The 21,322-nt window shown below is 37.8% G+C and carries 20 protein-coding genes, 1 pseudogene and 1 riboswitch; of the genes and pseudogenes, 17 read left to right on the plus strand and 4 right to left on the minus strand.

Features of this window, described 5'->3' with window-relative positions; genetic code table 11:
* Nucleotides 1-128 precede the first annotated feature (128 nt).
* The 3 genes from IGK21_RS05510 (at nucleotide 129) to IGK21_RS05520 (ending at nucleotide 4,953) form a co-directional block, all read left to right on the plus strand.
* Nucleotides 129-2,732 carry an HAD-IC family P-type ATPase gene (locus IGK21_RS05510; protein ID WP_034700357.1) on the plus strand — a complete coding sequence of 868 codons (2,604 nt, stop codon included), beginning with the start codon at nucleotides 129-131 and terminating at the stop codon, nucleotides 2,730-2,732.
* 193 nt (nucleotides 2,733-2,925) lie between these two features.
* Nucleotides 2,926-3,450 carry an NfeD family protein gene (locus tag IGK21_RS05515; protein WP_010719402.1) on the plus strand — a complete coding sequence of 175 codons (525 nt, stop codon included), beginning with the start codon at nucleotides 2,926-2,928 and terminating at the stop codon, nucleotides 3,448-3,450.
* A gap of 15 nt (nucleotides 3,451-3,465) precedes the next feature.
* Complete coding sequence (locus IGK21_RS05520) at nucleotides 3,466-4,953, plus strand: flotillin family protein (protein ID WP_010719401.1); 1,488 nt, start codon at nucleotides 3,466-3,468, stop codon at nucleotides 4,951-4,953.
* Between the two features lie 77 nt (nucleotides 4,954-5,030).
* Here the strand turns inward: IGK21_RS05520 and IGK21_RS05525 are convergent, their stop codons facing one another.
* On the minus strand, nucleotides 5,031-5,624 hold the full coding sequence (locus IGK21_RS05525; RefSeq protein ID WP_010719400.1) for an FUSC family protein: 594 nt from the start codon (nucleotides 5,622-5,624) through the stop codon (nucleotides 5,031-5,033).
* A gap of 109 nt (nucleotides 5,625-5,733) precedes the next feature.
* On the opposite strand from IGK21_RS05525, the gene IGK21_RS05530 reads away from it, so the two are divergent.
* Nucleotides 5,734-6,687 (plus strand): aromatic acid exporter family protein, encoded by a 954-nt coding sequence (locus IGK21_RS05530; protein ID WP_034700359.1) that lies wholly within the window; start codon nucleotides 5,734-5,736, stop codon nucleotides 6,685-6,687.
* 111 nt (nucleotides 6,688-6,798) lie between these two features.
* Here IGK21_RS05530 and IGK21_RS05535 read toward each other — a convergent pair whose 3' ends face one another.
* Nucleotides 6,799-7,752 carry a Gfo/Idh/MocA family protein gene (locus tag IGK21_RS05535; protein WP_010737424.1) on the minus strand — a complete coding sequence of 318 codons (954 nt, stop codon included), beginning with the start codon at nucleotides 7,750-7,752 and terminating at the stop codon, nucleotides 6,799-6,801.
* A gap of 183 nt (nucleotides 7,753-7,935) precedes the next feature.
* Between IGK21_RS05535 and IGK21_RS05540 the strand changes: the two genes are divergently transcribed.
* From IGK21_RS05540 to IGK21_RS05565, 6 genes are all read left to right on the plus strand, one after another.
* Nucleotides 7,936-8,472, plus strand: a complete 537-nt coding sequence (locus IGK21_RS05540) for a hypothetical protein (protein ID WP_014834723.1) — start codon at nucleotides 7,936-7,938, stop codon at nucleotides 8,470-8,472.
* Between the two features lie 14 nt (nucleotides 8,473-8,486).
* Nucleotides 8,487-9,290 carry a M15 family metallopeptidase gene (locus IGK21_RS05545; protein WP_034700361.1) on the plus strand — a complete coding sequence of 268 codons (804 nt, stop codon included), beginning with the start codon at nucleotides 8,487-8,489 and terminating at the stop codon, nucleotides 9,288-9,290.
* Between the two features lie 9 nt (nucleotides 9,291-9,299).
* Nucleotides 9,300-9,917, plus strand: coding sequence for a glycoside hydrolase family 73 protein (locus IGK21_RS05550; RefSeq protein WP_010737427.1), 618 nt, complete (start codon nucleotides 9,300-9,302; stop codon nucleotides 9,915-9,917).
* 22 nt (nucleotides 9,918-9,939) lie between these two features.
* A complete protein-coding gene (locus IGK21_RS05555; protein ID WP_010737428.1) occupies nucleotides 9,940-10,623 on the plus strand; it encodes a hypothetical protein in 684 nt (227 codons plus the stop codon).
* A 321-nt stretch (nucleotides 10,624-10,944) separates the two neighbouring features.
* Nucleotides 10,945-11,042: riboswitch (purine riboswitch) on the plus strand.
* Between the two features lie 151 nt (nucleotides 11,043-11,193).
* A complete protein-coding gene (locus IGK21_RS05560; RefSeq protein WP_010719393.1) occupies nucleotides 11,194-11,775 on the plus strand; it encodes a xanthine phosphoribosyltransferase in 582 nt (193 codons plus the stop codon).
* Between the two features lie 2 nt (nucleotides 11,776-11,777).
* Nucleotides 11,778-13,088, plus strand: a complete 1,311-nt coding sequence (locus IGK21_RS05565) for a nucleobase:cation symporter-2 family protein (RefSeq protein WP_010719392.1) — start codon at nucleotides 11,778-11,780, stop codon at nucleotides 13,086-13,088.
* A gap of 203 nt (nucleotides 13,089-13,291) precedes the next feature.
* On the opposite strand, the gene IGK21_RS05570 is transcribed toward IGK21_RS05565, so the two are convergent.
* Nucleotides 13,292-14,569: a hypothetical protein gene (locus tag IGK21_RS05570; protein WP_034700362.1), complete on the minus strand. Its 1,278-nt coding sequence runs from the start codon at nucleotides 14,567-14,569 to the stop codon at nucleotides 13,292-13,294.
* Nucleotides 14,570-14,952: 383 nt separating this feature from the next.
* On the opposite strand from IGK21_RS05570, the pseudogene IGK21_RS05575 reads away from it, so the two are divergent.
* From IGK21_RS05575 to purB, 4 genes and pseudogenes are all read left to right on the plus strand, one after another.
* Nucleotides 14,953-15,834, plus strand: a pseudogene (locus tag IGK21_RS05575) (transposase); the annotation flags it as partial.
* A 106-nt stretch (nucleotides 15,835-15,940) separates the two neighbouring features.
* Nucleotides 15,941-16,429, plus strand: a complete 489-nt coding sequence (purE, locus tag IGK21_RS05580) for a 5-(carboxyamino)imidazole ribonucleotide mutase (RefSeq protein WP_010719389.1) — start codon at nucleotides 15,941-15,943, stop codon at nucleotides 16,427-16,429.
* Nucleotides 16,422-17,546, plus strand: coding sequence for a 5-(carboxyamino)imidazole ribonucleotide synthase (purK, locus tag IGK21_RS05585; protein WP_010719388.1), 1,125 nt, complete (start codon nucleotides 16,422-16,424; stop codon nucleotides 17,544-17,546). Before purE ends, purK begins: the two co-directional genes overlap by 8 nt.
* A 13-nt stretch (nucleotides 17,547-17,559) precedes the next feature.
* Complete coding sequence (gene purB, locus IGK21_RS05590; protein WP_010737434.1) at nucleotides 17,560-18,867, plus strand: adenylosuccinate lyase; 1,308 nt, start codon at nucleotides 17,560-17,562, stop codon at nucleotides 18,865-18,867.
* 156 nt (nucleotides 18,868-19,023) lie between these two features.
* Here the strand turns inward: purB and IGK21_RS05595 are convergent, their stop codons facing one another.
* Nucleotides 19,024-19,401 carry a hypothetical protein gene (locus IGK21_RS05595; RefSeq protein ID WP_010737435.1) on the minus strand — a complete coding sequence of 126 codons (378 nt, stop codon included), beginning with the start codon at nucleotides 19,399-19,401 and terminating at the stop codon, nucleotides 19,024-19,026.
* Nucleotides 19,402-19,662: 261 nt separating this feature from the next.
* Between IGK21_RS05595 and purC the strand changes: the two genes are divergently transcribed.
* From purC to purQ, 3 genes are read left to right on the plus strand one after another with little or no spacing between them, the layout of a single operon-like run.
* Nucleotides 19,663-20,379 (plus strand): phosphoribosylaminoimidazolesuccinocarboxamide synthase, encoded by a 717-nt coding sequence (purC, locus tag IGK21_RS05600; RefSeq protein WP_034700365.1) that lies wholly within the window; start codon nucleotides 19,663-19,665, stop codon nucleotides 20,377-20,379.
* Nucleotides 20,380-20,393: 14 nt separating this feature from the next.
* Nucleotides 20,394-20,648 (plus strand): phosphoribosylformylglycinamidine synthase subunit PurS, encoded by a 255-nt coding sequence (gene purS / locus IGK21_RS05605; RefSeq protein WP_010737437.1) that lies wholly within the window; start codon nucleotides 20,394-20,396, stop codon nucleotides 20,646-20,648.
* A gap of 1 nt (nucleotide 20,649) precedes the next feature.
* Entirely contained in the window at nucleotides 20,650-21,321 is a 672-nt protein-coding gene (gene purQ, locus IGK21_RS05610) for a phosphoribosylformylglycinamidine synthase subunit PurQ (RefSeq protein ID WP_034700366.1), read from the plus strand.
* The last annotated feature ends 1 nt before the right edge of the window (nucleotide 21,322 follow it).

Raw genomic sequence — 21,322 nt, forward strand, 5'->3', positions numbered from 1 at the left:
AACGTGGGGGAAATGTGAATGGAATTGATTTTTTTATTCTACATAGATAGATTTGCTTAAATTTTTCTTGACCTTAGAGTCACTCTAACCTTTATGATTTGATCAGTAAGAATTATTGGAGGAAAAAAATGAAAGAATGGTACACCTTATCAATCATAGAAATCAAAGAAAAATTAATGGTAAAAAAAGCAATGAACGAACAAGAAAGGAACGAACGACAACTTAAGTATGGAAGAAACGTCTTAGAAAATGGTATTAAAGTTCCAGAATGGAAAAAATTTCTTTCTTACTTTCATGATGCACTGATGTACATTTTACTAGGAGCTGCGATCGTTAAGCTTTTTACAGGCGCATATATTGAAGGCAGTATGATTTTTTTAGTTGTTTTCTTAAATGCGCTGATCGGCTATTTACAAGAACGAAAGGCAGCTTCATCTTTAGACAGCATTGCGGAATTACTTAGTGAAAAAGCAGTCATCATCGAAAAGGGACAGCAAAAAGAGATTGCACCAGCTGATTTAGTGGTGGGGGATCAAATCGTATTAGCTGCTGGAGATATCGTTTCTGCAGATGTTCGTTTGAGTGAAACGTTCAATTTACAAATCGATGAAGCAATTCTTACTGGAGAAACCCATGCGATCCAAAAGACGACCGACCCGTTACCGCTAGAGACTCCTTTAGCGGAACAAACGAATATGGCTTTTTCTGGGACTAAAGTGGAATCAGGCAGAGGAGTAGGGATCGTAGTCGCTGTCGGAACTGCTACAGAAATTGGAAAAATCAGCACTTCATTAGGGTCGATCACAGAACAAGAAACACCGTTATTGAAGAAAATCAAAGAAATGAATACTAGTATATTTAAAGGAATCGCTGCGTTGATTTTATTGTTAGCTACCGTATCCTACTTTTATTATGGCATGACTTGGGGCTATATAGCGACAGCTGTCATTGCCTTGATCGTGTCTTCTATCCCAGAAGGACTTCCTTCGATCTTAACGATTATTTTATCTTCGGGTGTCAATCGAATGGCAAAGAAACAAGCAATCGTCAAAAATCTACCCACAGTTGAAACGTTAGGGGCAATGACAGTAATTTGTTCAGATAAAACAGGAACACTGACTAAAAATGAAATGACATTGGTTAGCTTAGCGACTAGAGAAGCGAACCATGGGGTGGAAATGCTTGAAGAAAAAAACTGGACCAAAAATGAGACTTGGCTTGTTGAAGCGATGCATAATTGTCAAGAAACCCAACTAACTCAAGGAGTATGTCCAACTTCAGGTAATGCCACGGAATTAGCTTTATTAAAATGGACCAATCAACAACCGATCGAACTTTATCCAGTCGTTGATAAAATCCCTTTCGACTCAGCTTACAAATATATGGCGACCGTCCATGAAATTGCAGGAAAAAGGATCTTATTTGTGAAAGGTGCGCCAGATGTTTTACTGAATAAAGTGCAATATGAACTGGGATCAGATGGAAGACAACAACAGATAGATCATGCTATGTGGTTACAAAAAAACGAACAATTAGCGCAAACAGGCCAACGTGTCTTAGCGTTTGCAATGAAAGAGTTAAAGGATCGTGAATTGTCACATGAAGAATTAACGAATGAGCTGGTGATGATTGGACTTAGTGGCATCATTGATCCACCAAAGGAATCAGCTATTGCTTCAGTCAAGGAAATGCAACAAGCAGGGATCAGAGTAAAAATGATCACTGGCGATCATCAAGCAACAGCAAAAGCGATCGCTGAGAAATTAGGTTTAAAAAATGCTAAATCGGCGATTACGGGAACGGAATTAGATCAATTGACAGAAGAAGAATGGAAGATCGCTGTCCGTGAGAATGATGTTTTTGCCAGGACGACACCTGAACATAAATTGGCTATTGTGACCTATCTCCAAGAACAAGATGAAATTGTTGGAATGACTGGGGACGGCGTTAATGATGCGCCAGCTTTGAAAAAAGCCGATGTCGGGATCGCTATGGGAATCAAAGGGAGCGATGTTAGCAAACAGGCAGCAGACATGGTGTTGGTAGATGATAATTTTGAGACCATTGCAAAAGCCGTGAAAGAAGGACGAAGAATTTTTGATAATTTGAAAAAGACGATTCTCTTTTATTTGCCAACTTGTTTAGCCCAAGGATTATTATTGCTCTTTTCATTGGTAGGAAATTTCCCATTACCTTTAACTACTGTACAAATCTTGTGGTTAAATCTAGTCGCTTCGATCACCCTTTCATACGCATTGGGTTTTGAAAAAGCAGATCAAGATGTTATGAATCGTCCACCGAGACCAATTAACGAAAAAATCCTATCAAAATATGCACTTTTGCGTATTTTATATGTTGGGATCATCATGACTATTTTAGGGTTCGTTGCAATGGATTTTGTTCCTGCTGAAGCGAAACAAACCGTTCTGATCAATGCGATGGTTTTTGGACAAGCCTTCTACATGGTTAATTGTCGAAGAGTGACTGAATTTAGTCTGACAAAAGATCTTTTTGAAAATCGGGCATTACTCTATTCGATTGGAGCGATGATCCTCTTACAAGGATTGATGTTAGTGTTCCCACCATTAAAAATTGCGATTGGGACAGTTTCGTTGACTGTCCAAGAAGTAAGCATCAGTTTACTACCTGGATTGGTTTTATTCCTTCTTGTTGAATTAGAGAAAGCTTTTGTAGGGATGACGGTAAAATCAACTCACAAACTAGATGCATGAGCCATTTTCTTTTTCAGAATAGAAGCGAACAAAAATAATAAACGATCGCATCAAAGTTCTTTTGTTGCCGGTGGGGTGTCCGCCCCACTGGCTAAATCGTCATTGGGAAATTGGTAAAACAAAATATCGATCAAACTATACAGAAAGTTATTCTATTGGTATGATAGAACAAAACAGAGGAGGAGGCGATTACATGATTGGAGGGGTGGCATTAGAGACGATTTATTGGTATACACTTTTAACTTGTGCGGGGATTGCAGTTTTTCTGCTAGTCTTTGGAGATATTTTTGATTTCGATGGTCCAATTGACCCGATACTCATTGTCCCTTGGCTAACTTTTACCAGCCTGTTTGGGTATTTAGGAGAGCGCTTAACAGAATTAGATTCGCTGTTTCTATTGATTTCAAGTGGGGCGATTGCAACTGTTTTAGTGTTTTTGCTCAATTTTTATGTCCGAATGCCGATGAAAAATGCTGAAAGTACGTTGTCGGCATCAGAAAAAACTCTTGAAGGACAGATGGCGATCGTAGTTACACCCATACCATTAAAAGGGATGGGGGAGATCCAATTAAAAAGTGTGACTGGTTCGATTACGCGACCTGCATGCTTTTATGCCCCACAAAGTTCACCAGCTAAGCAAGGAGAACAGGTCTTGATCATTGAAGTAAAAGAAAGAGTTTGTTATGTAACGCCTTATGAAGGCATGCTAAAAATATGAAGGAGTGTATAAGAAATGGAAATATCAGGAGTTTATATCGCAATTGCTATTGCAGTCTTGATCATTTTAATGTTACTGATCGTCTTTGTAGCAAAATATCAAACTGCCAAACCAGATGAAGCATTAATTATTAGCGGGAGTTATTTAGGCAGTAAAAATGTCCACGCAGATGAAAGTAATAATAAAATCAAAATCGTTCGTGGTGGCGGGGCATTTGTTTTACCAGTTTTCCAACGCTCGAATCGGATCAGTCTCTTGTCAAGCAAGTTAGATGTTTCGACGCCAGAAGTCTATACTGAACAAGGGGTACCAGTGATGTGTGATGGCACCTCAATCATCAAGATTGGTTCTTCAGTGGAAGAGATTGCGACTGCTGCAGAACAATTTCTAGGTAAAACACGTGAGGAACTTGAAAATGAAGCAAGAGAAGTTTTGGAAGGGCATCTTCGTTCCATTTTGGGTTCGATGACTGTAGAAGAAATTTATCAAAACCGCGACAAATTTAGTCAAAGCGTTCAAGAAGTGGCATCTGTTGATTTAGCGAAAATGGGATTGATCATTGTTTCGTTTACGATCAAAGAAGTTCGTGATAAAAACGGTTACTTAGATTCTTTAGGGAAACCACGGATCGCCCAAGTGAAACGTGACGCAGATATTGCGGAAGCAGAAGCGTTAAAAGAAACACGTATTAAAAAAGCAGAAGCTGAAAAAGATTCTCAAGCAGCGGAACTACAAAGACAGACGGAAATTGCAGAATCAATCAAAGAAAAAGAATTAAAACTAGCTTCTTACAAGCAAGAACAAGATATTGCAAAAGCCAAAGCAGACCAAGCCTATAACTTGGAAAGCGCTCGGGCGCAACAACATGTTGTTGAACAAGAAATGGAAGTAAAAGTCATTGAACGACAAAAACAAATTGAATTAGAAGAAAAAGAAATCATTCGTCGTGAGAAACAATACGATTCGGAAGTGAAGAAAAAAGCTGATGCGGATCGTTATGCCAAAGAACAAGAAGCACAAGCTCAAAAGGTAAAAGAAGTAACTGAAGCCGAAGCTGAACAATTCCGCGTTGAAGCTCTGGCACAAGCCGAAGCCAATAAAACCCGGTTAGCTGGTCAAGCGGAAGCGGAAGCGACTTTAGCCAAAGGAGCGGCCGAAGCTGAAGCCAAAGCCAAAATCGCAGATGCGTTCAAAGAATATGGTGAAGCAGCGGTCTTGAGTATGGTAATCGAGATGTTACCACAATTAATGAAAGAAGCAGCACAGCCATTAGGAAACATTGAGAAAATCTCAGTGGTTGATACCAGTAACGGGTCAAGCGAAAACGGCGGAGCGAACCGGGTGACTAACTATGCTACCAATCTCTTAGCTTCCACTCAAGAAACGTTGAAAGAAACAACAGGATTAGATATCAAAGACATTATCGAAAATCTCTCTAATCGTGGAACGATGAAACAAGTTAATCTCTATGAAAACGGGGAACAACCCGATCAAGCAGAATAACTATTGTTTAAATTAGTTAGAAAAATAAACAAACCAGTTTCTTTCATGTTGAAGAGACTGGTTTGTTTATTTATGTATTAGCTATTTTTGTGTTTTTTGATCTGTTCTTCGACTTCTGCCAAATTTTCTCTAAGCAAAGCTTCTTTTTTTTGCAGCTCAACTAAGTCTTCTACAAGCTCTTCTTTCTTTTCTGTCTCAGGTGGACGGAGAAAGAAATTGATTCCGATGGCGATAAAGGTTCCAATGAATGTGTCTAAGACTCGTTGGATCGCATATAAAGAGGATTCGCCTTGAGGAACGCTCAGAGCAATCAACAACAAAGTGGCGATTGCTGAGATGATCCCAGAATTATTATTGATTCCGTCAGATACCACGATGACGATGACCACTAGAACCGGCAGCAGAAATAATTCCACTAAAAAATCATTGTGAAAATAGTTCTTTACTAAAAAATAGATGATTCCGAGAAAGCCGCCGATTGAATTGCCAATGATTCTTGAACGACCAAAGGAAACAGTAGTGGTTAAATCTTGGCGCAAGGAAAAAACAGCTGACAATGCAGCAATCATCGGTAGTCCTCGATCAGTGACGTGGAAAAATAAAATACATAAAAAAACTGCTAATGCGCTTTTTATTGTTCGCATTCCTAAACGAAAACGGCCAAATTCCATCGCTTATTCTCCTTTTAGTCCTTTTTAATAGGATAACGAACTTTTAAAGAGATTGCTAGTTTTTAGCTAAGTCTTTTAGTATAATTCTAAGAAAAGAGAGGGGTTGCTTATGCGTATCGGAATGAGGACCGTGAAAACAGTGGTTAGTAGTATGTTGTCCATGGTTACCGCCCAAATGTTTTCATTATTGTTTTGGCCTTCAGCAGGAATCATTGCTTTGTTAAGTGTGGGCAACACGAAACGTTCAACTTTAAGAACTGGGATGTTAAGGATTGCGGCATTTATTTTAGCGACTGTGATTGCTTTTATTAGTTTTTTTATTTTTGATTATACGATCTTGGGGTTTGGCTTGTTCCTACTACTGTTTATTCCTCTGACTGTTGGGTTAAAATTGACGGATGGAATTGTCGTAAATTCTGTGCTAGTCACACACTATTTAAGTGAAAAAAATATGAGTTGGTCGTTGATCGGTAATGCAGCAAGTTTAATGGCTATCGGTGTCTTTTTTGCATTAGTAGCGAATATCTATATGCCGGATATCAAAAAACAGCTACAAAAAAATCAACAATTGATCGAAGAAGAGTTTCGTATCATTTTAAACAACATGGCTGATTTCCTACTGACTGGAAGAAATACCAACAATCAACTGCTTTGTGATAAATTGTTGGCTTTCGTAAGAGAAAGTCAGAGCGATGCTAGGAAGTACCAAGAGAATTACTGGGTGAAACAAACGCAATACTATGAAACGTATTTTTCCATGCGTCGAACCCAAATCAACGTGATCAAAGATATGCAGGGGAATCTGGATCGAATCCAAGACCCGGTTCCTTATGGCAAGCATATTTACGGCTTGTTGGTTTATACTGCAGAAACTTTTTCTGAAAAAAATGATGGGAAAGAATTATTGAAGCGGATTGAAGAAGTCTACGAACTATATCGGGACATGGCTATGCCCAAAGAACGTTTAGAATTTGAAGATCGAGCAGAATTGTTTCAATTTTTGCAATCCTTTAAGAGCTTTATTGAAATCAAAGCGGAATTTTCGCAACAATCGATTGGTTAAATTATTCAGTTCAATGAATGAAATAAAGAGAAGCTGTTTAAGCATTGGGGATGTCTCCGTTGCTTAAACAGCTTTTCATGTTTTGAAAAATTCCAGCTTATTTCAAGGAGCTTATTTTTGCCAAAGTTTTTGCATCCCATCAAGAATCTCGATGACATCGTGGGTCAGAAACAACGAACGGTTAGGGAGTTCGCCTTTAATAGTTTTAACCATATTTTCGATTTCATAATTCATGGCTTGCGCGGTGCTGCCGCTTTCGATCCATTCTTTTGTCCCGTCATTGAAGATGATCTCCGCACGATCCGCACGAGGGTAATCGGTGATGGTGATATAGCCTTCTTCAAAGGCAACGATTCCCACTTTAGGCATTTTGGCTTGGAAAGTCAGACTGATCGTTGCTAACTCATTTTCTTTATTCCTTAAAATAGTCACTGACTGTTCATCCACACCTGTTTCAAATGGTACCATTGTTGATGCAATAACTTCTGGTTGAGAGCTCAAAAAGAAACGAGCAAACGAGACGGCATATGTCCCAATATCTAATAAAGCACCACCAGCTAATTCAGGATTGAAAAAGCGATTGGTTGGGTCGGGATCTTTATAGCTGCCAAATGGTGCTTGAATCATTTTTAATGCCCCAAGCTTGTTTGTATCGATCAAAGAACGTAACTGTTGATACAATGGCATATTGAAAATCGTCATCGCTTCTGCTAACACTAGATTCTTTTCTTCTGCTAATTTCATTGCTTCGGTCAGTTCTTTTTTATTCATGGTGATCGCTTTTTCACATAAAACATGCTTATTCGCTGCTAATGCTTCCATGATATGTTGACTATGTTGACGATTGGGAACGGCAATATAAATAATATCGATTTCTTGGTCATTAAGCATTTCTTGATAACTACCATATGCTTTAGGAATATGATAGCGTTGTGCAAATGCTTCTGCTTTATCTATTGTTCGTGAAGCAACTGCTGCCAACTCGCTTGTTTCTTGGTCAAAATGTTCCGCAAACTCATGTGCAATATTTCCTAAGCCAATGATTCCCCATTGATACTTTTTCATACTTCAAAACTCCTTCTCGTGTTATATTTAATATAGTGAATGAAATGAAAAAATGCCATTGTCCTTGTTTAATTATACCAAATGAATCGTTAAAATTTGTGTTAGAGTACTTTAATAAGAAAAAGTAAAGCCGTAGTGAATTTTTTTGAAATTTAAGTAAAATGAGTAGAGGGGGAAACTTTTATGCATCAAGTTTATGTTGATTTGATTCTTAGTGTATTACTGGAACAGTACGCAACAGAAAAGAATTTTTTAGAGGACTATTTAGTAATTGACGAAGCGCAGTGGGAAGGCTGGAAACGAGGAGAGAAGAACCTTCCATCTGAAACCATGCAGAAAATCAAAAACCTGTTTACTGATTATGAATGGATGCTTACGCAAAAGATTTTACGACAAACGATCATTTTCCCTGAAAAAAGGACGACTGCAGTGGCAGAGTATAAACAAATCAAAACGAGAATCGCTCAAAAATGGTTAACGGATGGTCCTGCCAAAGTCGAATTGATTCCATTAAAAAACGATCAATATCTTACAGGGTTCCTTGACTTGAAGGTAAGTATTAATTATGATGAATGGGGTTATGACGACATCTTGAACTTTCGATTACCTGCAGACGTTCAAAGACAGATCGAAGGCGAGAAATTGGAACTGTTGGATTGGGTAAACGAGAATTTAGAAGAAACCTATGTTCATGAAAAAAATGAACATAAAAAGGAATGAGAGGATTTTTAAGAGTGAATAAAGTTTTAGGGTTTGGAGCAGTTGTGATCATGGTTGCCGCAATGGGGTACATCTTTGTAAGCGAGCAACACATGAAATCTGACGTCCAAGCAGAAAATCAAACAACTGAACAAGTAACCAAACAGACAACAAAGAGTTCCAAAGAAACTAAAGTGAAGGATTCTACCAAAAAAAGTGAAGATCTACCAAAGGTTCAACCGACCGATTGGGATCTTGTCTTGGTAGGACCTGATCATAAAATCGAAAAAGAAATCAATGAAGACACGCAGCTGGCATCACTGCCCAATGGTTATTTGATCGATAAACGTATCGAATCCCATTATGAAGATTTTGCGAAAGCAGCACAATCTGCAGGTTTTCCTTTAGTGATGGTCTCCGCATATCGTTCGGTTGCAGCACAGCAACAGGTGTTTACACAAAATGTCCAAGAAGTGATGAGTAGTCAACATGTTTCAGAGGAAGAGGCGACAGCAATCACGAAACAAACGATCACCGTCCCTGGGCATAGTGAACATCATACAGGCTTAGCGGTCGATGTAGTGGATGAAAATTGGTATAATAATTATCCTTCACAGCTTTTAGAGGCAAGTTATGGAGATCAACCAGGGGCAAAATGGATTGCTGAAAATGCGCCTAAATATGGATTTATCATACGTTATCCTAAAGATCGTCAAGATATTACAAAAATCACGTATGAACCATGGCACCTACGTTATGTTGGAGAAGAAAGTGCGGCCTATATTTCGAAACATGATATCACATTAGAAGAATACTTAGAACAATTACAAAAGAAATAGGAGTAGTGAATGGCCAAAAAAAAATGGAAGAAACAAAAACGTAATTCATTACGCTTGATTGCTGTGATTTTTGGTGGAATATTGTTGATGATAGCTTTTGTTCTCTCTTTACGAGGCTTATCAGCGCCTCTTGTTGGGCAAGAACAGAATAACAATGAGGCACAAACACATCAACAATTTATTGATCGATTAGCTCCTCATGCGAAAGAATTACAAACCGGCTATGGCGTTCTCCCAAGTATCATTTTAGGTCAGGCAATTCTTGAATCAAACTGGGGCGAGAGTACGTTAGCCAGTCAATACAATAATCTTTTTGGAATTAAAGCATATGGTGATCAAAAAAAGGTCAATTTAGAAACAAAGGAATTTGTGAATGAAGAATGGGTCACGATCCAAGGAGATTTTCGTGTGTATGATTCATGGGAACAATCGATGGACTCTCACACACAACTTTTTGTGAATGGGGTAGATTGGAATCCAGCATTATATGAAAAAGTGATCACGGCTACGAACTATCGTGAAGCTGCCCAAGCACTGCAAGATGCAGGCTACGCAACTGACCCTTCCTACGCACAAAAAATTATCCAAGTCATTGAAACCTATCACTTGGATCAATATGATCAATAACTATGAAAAAGGGAGTGGCAAGATGGCAGAGCAATTTACCCCTGAAATTATGACCGAGCTACGAAAAGATATCGTTAGAGTACCTGAGGTCATTATGGAGGCAAGTGGTATTAAGATTTTTGGAAAACTGATCCGATCGATTATTTTTACTACTGATATAGCAATTGTCCGGAATACAAATGCAAATGCCGTGATTGCTGTGTACCCATTTACTCCGCATCCTGCAATCACTAAAAGTATTATCGAAGCAGCAGACATTCCAGTATTTTCAGGTGTTGGCGGAGGTCTAACGCAAGGCACGCGCTCTTCTTACATGAGCTTATTCGCTGAAGCGCAAGGATCATTAGGAGTCGTTTTAAATGCACCCACACCACTTGAAACAGTTCAAGAAGTTTGTCGTGCAGTGGATATCCCAGTGATTAGTACAGTGACATCGAAATATACAGAAATCGATGAAAAATTGGCAGCAGGTATTACGATCATCAATATCAGTGCAGGGAAAGAAACAACTGAAACGGTAAAATTTTTCCGAGAAAAGTATCCGGAACTACCGATTATTGCTACTGGTGGTCCAACAGATCAAAGCATCTTGGATACGATCAAAGCTGGAGCGAACGCTATTACCTATACTCCTCCAAGTAACGGGGAATTATTTAGTCGTAAAATGGAAAAGTATCGACAACTTGAAAAGCAAGAGGAATCATAAAAATCAAAAACAAGTCAAAAAAGAGAAAAAATCGTGGCACTCACGTAAATTCTCTTTTTTCTCTTTATTTCTGTCAGAAATACCGAACAACCTTGCTGAATGAGATCAAAAATATTAGATTTTAGAAAAAAATAGTGAAAGTTGGTTGTCACTTTCTGAAACAGATGTTAAACTGTTTTCATCGTTTGGAACAAAAGCTAACATTAAAAGTGCCAACCAACGATTATGAATGCTTGAACCAATCAACATATTTTATTAAAGCTACTTCTAGACTACTTGAGCAAAATAGATCACTATTTTGTTTCTTAAGAGGATCGAAGGAACGTAGTGATATAGCCCACTTATATATCGTCATGATAAGGATGACAGTTTCTAGCCAGCACCGTAAATGCTGGACTATAAGTGAAAGAGTGTCTTGCACCCTTTTTACTTATTTAGTAAAAGGGTTTTTTTGTTTAAAAAGCAGACATTTTTGCGTATATCGCACGAGCTTGAAACCTTGAAAGGGTGATCCATGAGGTCGAATAGTGGTTAGCTTTGATATCAATAAATGAAAAAGGGGAAAATAAAGTGAAAGAATTAGTGGAACGTATTCAAAAAGATGGCCGTGTGCTAGGTGAAGGCGTCTTAAAAGTAGATAGCTTTGTGACGCATCAAGTGGATCCGGTATTAATGGAACAAATAGGCCAACGATTTGCGGAAGTTTTCAAAGATCAAGGAATCACTAAAGTGGTAACGATTGAAGCTTCTGGAATTGCACCAGCTTTATTTGTGGCACAGACATTAAATGTACCAATGATTTTTGCCAGAAAAGCCAAAAGCTTGACGATGGATGAAGAATTGTTGACTACTTCTGTTTATTCCTTTACAAAACAAGTGACTAGTACGATTTCTATCTCTCGTAAATTTTTATCTGCAGAGGACAAGGTTTTAATCATTGATGATTTCTTAGCGAACGGTCAAGCGGCGAAAGGGTTGGTTGAATTGTGCCGCCAAGCAGGTGCAGGAGTCGAAGGGATCGGCATCCTGATTGAAAAATCGTTCCAAGATGGCCGTCAGCTATTAGAAGAAATGGGCTTGAAAGTTGTTTCATTGGCACGAATTGCGGCATTATCCAACGGACAAGTTGAATTTCTTGAGGAGGATGCATAAAGGTGGAGAAAGAAACAAAAAATGGCCAAGCCGCAGTATTAGGTTTACAACATCTCTTAGCAATGTATGCTGGGGCAGTTGCTGTTCCATTGCTGATCGGTACGGGACTAGGGTTTAATCAAGAGCAAATGACGTACTTGATCTCGATTGATATTTTTATGTGTGGCTTAGCAACATTATTACAATTGACGGTTAATCGTTTTTTTGGTATTGGGTTGCCAGTTGTTTTAGGTTGTGCCATTCAAGCAGTTGCACCACTGATCCTAATTGGGAGCGACCAAGGTGTTGGGGCAATTTATGGTTCGATTATCGCTTCTGGTATTTTTGTTGTTTTAGTGTCTGGATTTTTCTCAAAGATCAAACGATTATTTCCGCCGATCGTGACTGGGACGGTCATTACCGTGATTGGGTTGACGTTGATTCCAGTTGCAATCGAAAAAATGGGCGGTGGCGATTCATCTGCGACTAATTTTGGAAATCAAACCAATTTATTGCTAGCTTTCGTTACAATTGCACTGATCGTCGGAGTACAAATGTTAGCTAAAGGGTTTGTTCGCTCGATTGCTGTACTGATCGGTTTAGTTGGCGGGAGTATTTTAGCTGCTGTACTGGGAATGGTGGATTTAAGTGCGATTGGTCAAGCACCTGTTTTTCACGTGCCTCAACCTTTTTATTTTGGAAAACCAACTTTTGATGTCTGGTCGATCTTGTTGATGATCATTATTTCTATTGTGAGTATGGTAGAGTCAACAGGTGTTTACTTTGCGCTAGGGGATATCACTGGACAAAAAGTGGGCGAAGAAGAATTGAAAAAAGGCTATCGTGCCGAAGGTCTGGCGGTTATTTTAGGTGGGATTTTCAATACATTCCCTTACACTGGTTTTTCTCAAAATGTTGGGCTAGTCCAACTTTCTGGTATCAAGACAAGAAAGCCAATTTATTTCTCTGCAATTTTTTTGATTATTCTTGGATTATTTCCTAAAATAGGTGCTTTGGCACAAATCATTCCAGAGCCAGTTCTAGGTGGCGGCATGTTGGTCATGTTTGGGATGGTTGCTGTTCAAGGTATTCGGATGTTGATGGAAGTTGATTTTACGAATGACAAAAATCTCTTGATTACTGCTGTTTCGATTGGTTTTGGCTTAGGATTCAATATTATGCCGACTTTATTTAGCCAATTACCCCCAACAGTTCAAATGTTTACGGGGAATGGGATCGTCATGAGTAGCGTGACAGCAATCGTTTTGAATCTTATTTTTAACGGGTTGAAAAAAGATGAAGAGATTATTGAAGAAGCATTAGCAAAAAAATAACTTGAATCGTCCTAAAAATGAGACTGAGACAAAAGTAACATCTTCGAAAAATAAGCAGGGATTGACCAAAAAGTTGAAAAGCAAATTTTGGAAATTCCTGCTTATTTCTTGACGCTAAATACCTTTGTCTCAACCTCGTTCTAGTTTATTTCTTTATGTATACGCTAAAATCAATATTCTATACCTATTATATGCTATTTATGCTATGCAAAAGAGGAACCCCGCTCTGATTTATCTGGTTGTTTACTTTTTTCAGTTTGTTTCCCTTGACTTACAATTTCACTTTGTTTTTCCTTCGCATTTTCTTTTAGATCAATAAATGTACTTTGACCCCTCATTGTTGCAAATTCCTTTTTTTGGTCAGCTAAATTTTGAACTATGTTTATTGAATTATTAATTTTTTCCGAAAGTATTTTATTCGAATTTTCTAAGTTTGTCAAATCATCCTTGAATTTGGGATCAATTTGTTGGGTTACTTGTGTATTTTTAGATAAATGATTCACCTCATTCATCAAAGTTTTGAGATTCGTTTTTAAAGCATTAAGCTCAGCCTGTTTTTCTTGACTTATGGGTAACATTTTATCTATTGCTGCTTCACTCTCCATTATATATGCTGCTTTATCTACAGATATCGTACTCAATTCTTTATTATAAGTTACTATATTTTGATCTTTTGTGTCTAATTTTTTCGTTAAATCTCTCTTCTCTCCTGTAAAATACACTATAATTTTATTGAAAAATGACGAATTATCTATTTCATTTATTTGATTTTTTATGTTCTTTCGGCTCTCTGTTTCATTACTTAATTTATCTTGGATTCTAGACTCTTTTTTATCTAGCAGGGACATTTTATGTTTATTATCTTTAACATACTGCACAGTGTTTGTGATTTCCTCAAATTGGTTTTCTTTGAGTTTTCCATTTTTATCAGGACTGTTAGTCGTTAAGTTATTGTATTTTGCTTCTAACTGGTTGTTTGACTTTTTAAAATTGTCCATATACACCTTAATTTTTTTATCATCAGGTTCTCCTCTTTGTTCTCTCTTTGCTTGTAACGCGTCCAAATTAGCCGCTGCATTTTTTTCCTCTTTCGCTTTTTGCTGTCGTTGTACTTTGGGTTTATTTATGTTTTCCATATGATTGTATCTGTTTTTGGCATATTTAAGTTTTTCTGATATTTTTAATGCTTCATTGCCAAAAGGATCGGATATCCGAGCATGCTGCATTTCCAATTTATTCACTTGTACTTTTGCTTCATCTAATTCTTTTGCGCTAAATGCTGGTTGATCCTTTTCTTCTTGATGATGACTTATCATATATTCCAAGCATTTATTTTCTTTTTCGTAGTTTTCTTTCGCCACTTTGCTCGCTGATGAATATTCATGTTTCACATTAAGGGCTTGTTTTGCTTTTTCAGTTATTTTTCTTTGACTGTTAATCTCATCTTTTGTAAAGTAAAACCCTTCATACCATTCTTTCATCTCTTCACTCCTTTATTTTTATTCATAGTTCAATCTTAACACGTTAAGATTATTGTTATATTCTAATAATTTCTTTTGTTAGGAAAAGATGAAAAACTACTCTTTTCTTCTACTTGTATAATGGATAATTACATAAATCTATACAAAGGATATGATAGTTCCCACGAAATTTATTGTTTCCATTTACAAAAACATACTAAGATTAGAGAGTGGGACAATAGTCAAAAAAAATCTGATTATTGTCCCATTTTTTTTGATTTTAAGGCACACAAAAAGCACACAACCTTGTATGATTCAAGTGCTTAAAAAAAAATCAAAGGAGTGTGCTTTATGTTTAAAAAAAATACCATCAACCAAACAACTTTACCACTAGATGTAGAATATTTACTGATGCTACCTTTATGCGGATGAAAGACGATTATATGCGAAATGGACAGCGCAAACCAGGTTATCATTTACAAATCGCCACCGAAAATCAGTATGTTTTTAGCTATGAATTATTTCCGAATCCCACAGACACCAAAACATTGAAGCCATTTTTAGATAGTTTTTTAGACCAACATAAGGAGTTGCCGGAGTACATTGTGGCAGATGCAGGGTATGGTAGCGAAGAAATTTACATGTATATCAACGATGTTTTACATAAAACCCCCTTGATTACCTATGGAAGTTACCACAAAGAAAATAAAAAGAAGTACAAGGAGAATCCGTTTAACGTGGAGAATTGGCGTTATTTTGAAGAATAAGACACCTATATTTGCCCAGCGAATCGTCCGGTACCGTTCAAAAATTATAGTCGCAGAATAGATAAAGGTGGCTTTATTCGAGATTTCAAAATCTATGAATGTGAGGATTGTCGGAACTGTCCAGTCCGTCGTCAATGTACGCGTGCGAAAAGTGAACAAAAGCGAAAAATTCAAGTAAATAATAATTGGCGCTATTTCAAAGCAGAATGCAGAAAAAAGCTTCTAGAGGAGAAAACTGGTTCGATTTATCGGAAACGAAAAATGGATGTCGAACCCGCGTTCGGATATCTAAAGGCTAGCTTGGTGTTCCATCGTTTTCATTTACGTGGAAAACAAGGAGCAACGATTGGTATTGGTTTGGCACTGATGGCATTAAATTTAAGAAAATTAGGAAAATATATGGAGAGGAAAGTGCGCATAACAAAAATAAGTTCGATTTTGACAATAAACATCAAAATCGAACTTATTTTCTTTTTGAGAAAGAACGATTGTCTCACTCTCGTTTTTTCGCTGATATAAATACCGAACATTAAAGCTTAAAATCTTTATAATATTCGAAAATTCTTTGACATCAAAAAAACCGATTGCTAAAATATGAATGTGAAAGTAGAGAAAGGAGAAATGTATGACAATCAAGGTTGCGGTAATTATGGGGAGTACATCTGATTGGGAAACGATGAAAAATACTTGCGAGATTCTAGAAGAGTTTGAGGTGGCTTACGAAAAGAAAGTCGTCTCTGCGCATCGTACACCTGATTTGATGTTTCAGTATGCCAAAGAAGCACGAGCAAGGGGAATCAAAGTGATCATTGCTGGAGCAGGTGGAGCCGCTCATCTGCCAGGAATGGTGGCTTCTCAAACAACCTTACCAGTAATTGGCGTTCCGGTACAAACACGAACATTGAACGGATTAGATTCGCTATTATCTATTGTCCAGATGCCTGGTGGTGTTCCTGTGGCAACGACGGCGATTGGAAAAGCGGGGGCAATTAACGCTGGACTACTTGCGGTTGAGATGCTTTCAATGTATGATTTAAAGTTGGAGGCTAAGTTAGCGAAAAGACGGTTAATGTTAGCTGAAACTGTGATAGAAAGTAGTGATCAACTTGGTTAAACCTTTGTTGCCTGGATCAACGATCGGAATTGTCGGTGGCGGACAATTAGGACGGATGATGGCGATCAGTGCAAAAGAAATGGGCTTTAAAGTCGGGGTTCTTGATCCTGTAACGAATTGTCCAGCAGCTCAAGTAGCTGATTGGTATATTCAAGGAACATACGATGATACTTTTGCATTGGAAGAACTTGCTAGACGAACAGATGTTATCACGTATGAATTTGAAAACGTCAGTGTGGAAGCATTAAATGCCATTTCCTCTATGTCGTTTATTCCTCAAGGAACTGATTTATTAGCGATCACCCAAGATCGTCTTTTAGAAAAATCTTTTTTAGAAACGAATAATATCGTTATTGCCCCTTATGCGACAATTGTAAGTCCAACCGATATTCAAGATGCCATTGATGGTATTGGTTATCCTTGTGTGTTGAAAACGACACGAGGTGGATATGACGGCAAGGGACAATACGTCTTGAAAAGTCGGGCAGACCTTGCGCCAGCAATGGATTTACTAAGGGAAGGGACCTGTGTATTGGAAGCATGGATTCCCTTTGAAAAAGAAATCTCGATCTTAGTTGCTGGAAACGGACAAGGGGATTATAGTACATTTCCAGTGGTTGAAAATATCCACCGTAACAACATTTTACATGAAACGATTGCACCAGCAACAATCGCTGATGAGGTTGTTGAAGAAGCAGAGCGGATTGCTCGAGTCATCGCTGAAGGAATGAGCTTATCTGGCGTACTTTGCATTGAAATGTTTTTAACAAAAACTGGTGGTTTATATGTGAATGAATTAGCACCACGACCTCACAACTCGGGACATTACTCCATTGAAGCATGCTCGATGAGTCAATTTGATGCCCATATTCGGGGAATATGTGGTTGGCCATTAAGTAAAAAAGTCCGTTTATTGAGTGAGGCAGTGATGGTCAATGTATTGGGCGAGCAGTTATTAGAAAGCTATCATTTGATCGATAAAAAACCAGATTGGCAATTTCATTTTTATGGGAAAGCACAAGCGAAAAAGGGTCGTAAAATGGGGCATATTACTATCGTAACTGAAGACATTCAACAAACTTTGGATGAAATAAAGAAAACCAATATTTGGGATTAAAGGAGAAAAATTGATGTTAGAACGTTATACACGACCTGAAATGGGCAATATCTGGACAGAACAAAACAAATACCAAGCTTGGCTGGAGGTAGAAATTTTAGCTGACGAAGCATGGGCAGAATTAGGAGAAATTCCTAAAGAAGATGTCAAAAAAATTCGTGAACATGCATCTTTTGATATTGAACGTATTTTGGAAATTGAAAAGGAAACACGTCACGACGTTGTTGCCTTTACTCGAGCAGTTTCTGAAACATTAGGTGAAGAACGTAAGTGGGTCCACTACGGCTTAACGAGTACTGATGTCGTGGATACAGCTTATGGTTATCAAATCAAACAAGCAAATGATCTTTTACGAGATGATTTGAAACGTTTTACGGCAATTATTGGTGAAAAAGCTAAAGAACATAAGTACACAGTGATGATGGGAAGAACGCATGGCGTTCATGCTGAACCAACGACATTTGGCTTGAAATTAGCTACTTGGTATTCAGAAATGAAACGAAATATTGAACGTTTTGAGCATGCAGCCAAAGGTGTTGAAGCAGGTAAGATATCAGGAGCGGTAGGAACATTTGCGAACATTCCGCCATTTATTGAAGAATATGTGTGTGAAAAATTAGGGATTCGTCCGCAAGAGATCTCTACGCAAGTGCTCCCACGTGATCTCCACGCAGAGTACTTTGCGACTATGGCATTGATTGCTACCAGCATCGAACGTTTTGCAACAGAAATCCGTGGTTTGCAAAAATCAGAAACGAGAGAAGTAGAAGAGTTCTTCGCTAAAGGACAAAAAGGGTCTTCAGCAATGCCTCATAAACGAAACCCAATCGGTTCAGAAAACATGGCTGGACTTGCTCGAGTGATTCGTGGTCATATGGTCACAGCCTATGAAAATGTTTCGTTGTGGCATGAAAGAGATATCTCTCATTCGTCAGCAGAACGAATCATTTTACCTGATACAACAATTTTATTGGACTATATGTTGAATCGTTTTGGAAATATCGTAAAAAATCTGACGGTCTTTCCTGAGAATATGAAACGTAACATGGAAGCTACTTTTGGCTTGATCTATAGTCAACGTGTGATGTTGAAACTGATTGACAAAGGTATGACAAGAGAAGAAGCTTACGACTTGGTTCAACCTAAAACAGCTTATGCATGGGATCATCAAGTTCAATTTAGACCTTTACTTGAAGAGGATCCAACGGTTACTTCTGTTTTAACAAAAGAAGAGATCGATGACGCATTTGACTACCATCATCACTTGAAAAATGTGGATGTGATCTTTGACCGTGTTGGTTTAGGAGAAAAAGACAAATAATCAAAATGAGTGGCTTGCTTGGGATTGCTAGAAGCAGCCACTCTTTTACTGAAATGTAATAAAAAAGAACCTTGACACAGATAACTCAACTGGTCGGGGTTCTTTTTAGCTATTTTGATTCATTTCATGATGTTGCTTGATAATAGCATGAGAAAACTATCCGTAAAGGGCTTGAGCGGAATAGTTAAAATGTTTAGTATGAAGCAAACTCAATAATTCTTCGATAAAAGTATAATCAAATTCTTGCTGATCATAAGTGACTTGGATACGATAATGATTTTTGAATAATTTTTGTTCGTGTATCTGACTGATCACGAGTTGATGTTCAGAAAATGTTTGATATTCAAATGTGCGCTTTCGACACTCAGTATGGCGCTTTGCCGCACGACGGATTTTTCTGAAGGTATAAAAACTCGTATCTTTATTACATAAGTAGACATCTTTGATAGACAACAGGTCATTATATAAACGTGACGTTTCCTCGGGCGATAAATCCATTAAAAAACATTGGGCACAAACTGCGGCCTCTTCCATTTCGCTACCTCCTTGAATTCCTTGAATAAATATCCAGAATCATTCTAATCCTACTATAGCATCAATTATTATAGGTGTAAACGCTTATTATTTTTCCAGGGAAGAATTTTTTGATTAAACACGAACATTAGACAATTTTAATGCTATAAATGTACATGTTTTTATTGAACAGGATAAAAACACTTGTTAAAATTTAAAGTGAAAAGACGAACAAAAAAATAATGTTTGTTGTGATCGTCAAGAATTTAAGGAGATGTCGAAATGGAACAGAAAGATTTGCTGTATGAAGGAAAAGCCAAAAAAATGTACCATACTTCAGATGAACAGGTGATTTGGGTGGAATACTTGGACCAAGCTACCGCTTTAAATGGCTTGATGAAAGACCAAGTAAATGGAAAAGGGGAACTGAACAATCAAATCACAAGTAAAGTCTTCCATTATTTATCCGAACAAGGGATTGCCAATCACTTTATTCAACAAATCGGAAAAGACGAACAATTAGTGAAAAAATTAAATATTCTTCCCTTAGAAGTGGTAGTCAGAAATAGTGCAGCTGGTAGTTTTTCAAAACGGTTGGCAATTCCTGAAGGACAAAAATTACCCACACCAATTGTCGAATTTTATTACAAAGACGATCAATTAGATGATCCATTTATCAATGATGAACATGTGCTGTTTTTACAAATTGCAGATGAAGCTGAAATTACTGAATTAAAGACACAGGCTAGAAAAATCAATCATTTGTTAATCCAACTATTTGAGAAAATCGATTTACAGTTAATTGATTTCAAACTGGAATTTGGGAAAACAGCTACGGGCGAAATCGTATTAGGAGATGAAATTTCGCCTGACACTTGTCGATTATGGGATCTGAAAACAAACGAACACATGGACAAAGATGTTTATCGACGAAAAATTGGGGAGATTGTCCCAGTATATCAAGAAGTTTTGACACGTTTAACACAAGTTGGTTTATGAGAGGGGAAAATGAAATGTATTTTGTAAAAGTTTATGTCACCTATAAAGATTCTGTATTAGATCCTCAAGGAGAAGCAGTGAAAAATGCGGTCCATCGTTTGGGATATGAAACTGTTGAAGATATCCGAATCGGTAAATATTTTGAGATCCAAGTTTCAGCAGAAGCTAGCGCAGTAGAGGAAACGATTGAAGGGATTTGTGACAAACTATTAGCTAACGTCAACATGGAAACGTATCGTTATGAAATCGAACAATTGGAGGGAATCTAGCATGAAATTTGCCGTGATTGTCTTTCCTGGTTCGAACTGTGATGCGGATATGCTGTGGGCAATTCGTGACATTATGGAAGTAGAAGCTGAGTATGTTCGTTATGATGAAACCTCTCTACAAGGCTATGACGGCGTATTGCTCCCTGGTGGTTTTTCCTATGGCGATTACTTGCGGTGTGGAGCTATTGCGCGTTTTTCAGCTATCATGAATGAAGTCGTTCGTTTTGCGGAGGAAGGAAAACCAGTCTTTGGTACATGTAATGGGTTTCAAATCCTTACAGAAGCGGGTCTTCTTCCAGGCGTGTTAAGAAAAAATGATTCTTTGCGCTTCATTTGCAAAACTGTTCCTTTGAAAGTTAACAACCAGACAGCCTTTACTTCGGAGTATGACACCGATGAGATCATTCAGCTGCCTGTCGCTCATGGCGAAGGAAATTATTTTTGCGATGATCAAACGTTGCAAGAGTTAAAAGCCAATAATCAAATCGTTTTTACTTACGCTGAGAATATCAATGGTAGTGTCGCAAATATTGCAGGGATCACCAATAAAGCAGGAAATGTGTTGGGGATGATGCCTCATCCAGAACGGGCAATGGAGGCGTTACTAGGATCAGAAGACGGAAAACGATTTTTTGCATCGATGTTAAAAAATTTTGGAAAGGTGACTGTCTAAG

This window comes from Enterococcus sp. DIV1421a, assembly GCF_051711025.1.
Lineage (GTDB): Bacteria > Bacillota > Bacilli > Lactobacillales > Enterococcaceae > Enterococcus_B > Enterococcus_B hirae.

Coding starts and splice junctions, on each gene's coding strand:
- purQ (WP_034700366.1), top strand. CDS start 20,650: ATGAAATTTGCCGTGATTGTCTTTCCTGGTTCGAACTGTGATGCGGAT.
- IGK21_RS05530 (WP_034700359.1), top strand. CDS start 5,734: ATGCGTATCGGAATGAGGACCGTGAAAACAGTGGTTAGTAGTATGTTG.
- IGK21_RS05570 (WP_034700362.1), bottom strand. CDS start 14,569: ATGAAAGAATGGTATGAAGGGTTTTACTTTACAAAAGATGAGATTAAC.
- IGK21_RS05520 (WP_010719401.1), top strand. CDS start 3,466: ATGGAAATATCAGGAGTTTATATCGCAATTGCTATTGCAGTCTTGATC.
- IGK21_RS05510 (WP_034700357.1), top strand. CDS start 129: ATGAAAGAATGGTACACCTTATCAATCATAGAAATCAAAGAAAAATTA.
- IGK21_RS05525 (WP_010719400.1), bottom strand. CDS start 5,624: ATGGAATTTGGCCGTTTTCGTTTAGGAATGCGAACAATAAAAAGCGCA.
- IGK21_RS05540 (WP_014834723.1), top strand. CDS start 7,936: ATGCATCAAGTTTATGTTGATTTGATTCTTAGTGTATTACTGGAACAG.
- IGK21_RS05555 (WP_010737428.1), top strand. CDS start 9,940: ATGGCAGAGCAATTTACCCCTGAAATTATGACCGAGCTACGAAAAGAT.
- purC (WP_034700365.1), top strand. CDS start 19,663: ATGGAACAGAAAGATTTGCTGTATGAAGGAAAAGCCAAAAAAATGTAC.
- IGK21_RS05535 (WP_010737424.1), bottom strand. CDS start 7,752: ATGAAAAAGTATCAATGGGGAATCATTGGCTTAGGAAATATTGCACAT.
- IGK21_RS05550 (WP_010737427.1), top strand. CDS start 9,300: ATGGCCAAAAAAAAATGGAAGAAACAAAAACGTAATTCATTACGCTTG.
- purE (WP_010719389.1), top strand. CDS start 15,941: ATGACAATCAAGGTTGCGGTAATTATGGGGAGTACATCTGATTGGGAA.
- purS (WP_010737437.1), top strand. CDS start 20,394: ATGTATTTTGTAAAAGTTTATGTCACCTATAAAGATTCTGTATTAGAT.
- IGK21_RS05595 (WP_010737435.1), bottom strand. CDS start 19,401: ATGGAAGAGGCCGCAGTTTGTGCCCAATGTTTTTTAATGGATTTATCG.
- IGK21_RS05515 (WP_010719402.1), top strand. CDS start 2,926: ATGATTGGAGGGGTGGCATTAGAGACGATTTATTGGTATACACTTTTA.
- purB (WP_010737434.1), top strand. CDS start 17,560: ATGTTAGAACGTTATACACGACCTGAAATGGGCAATATCTGGACAGAA.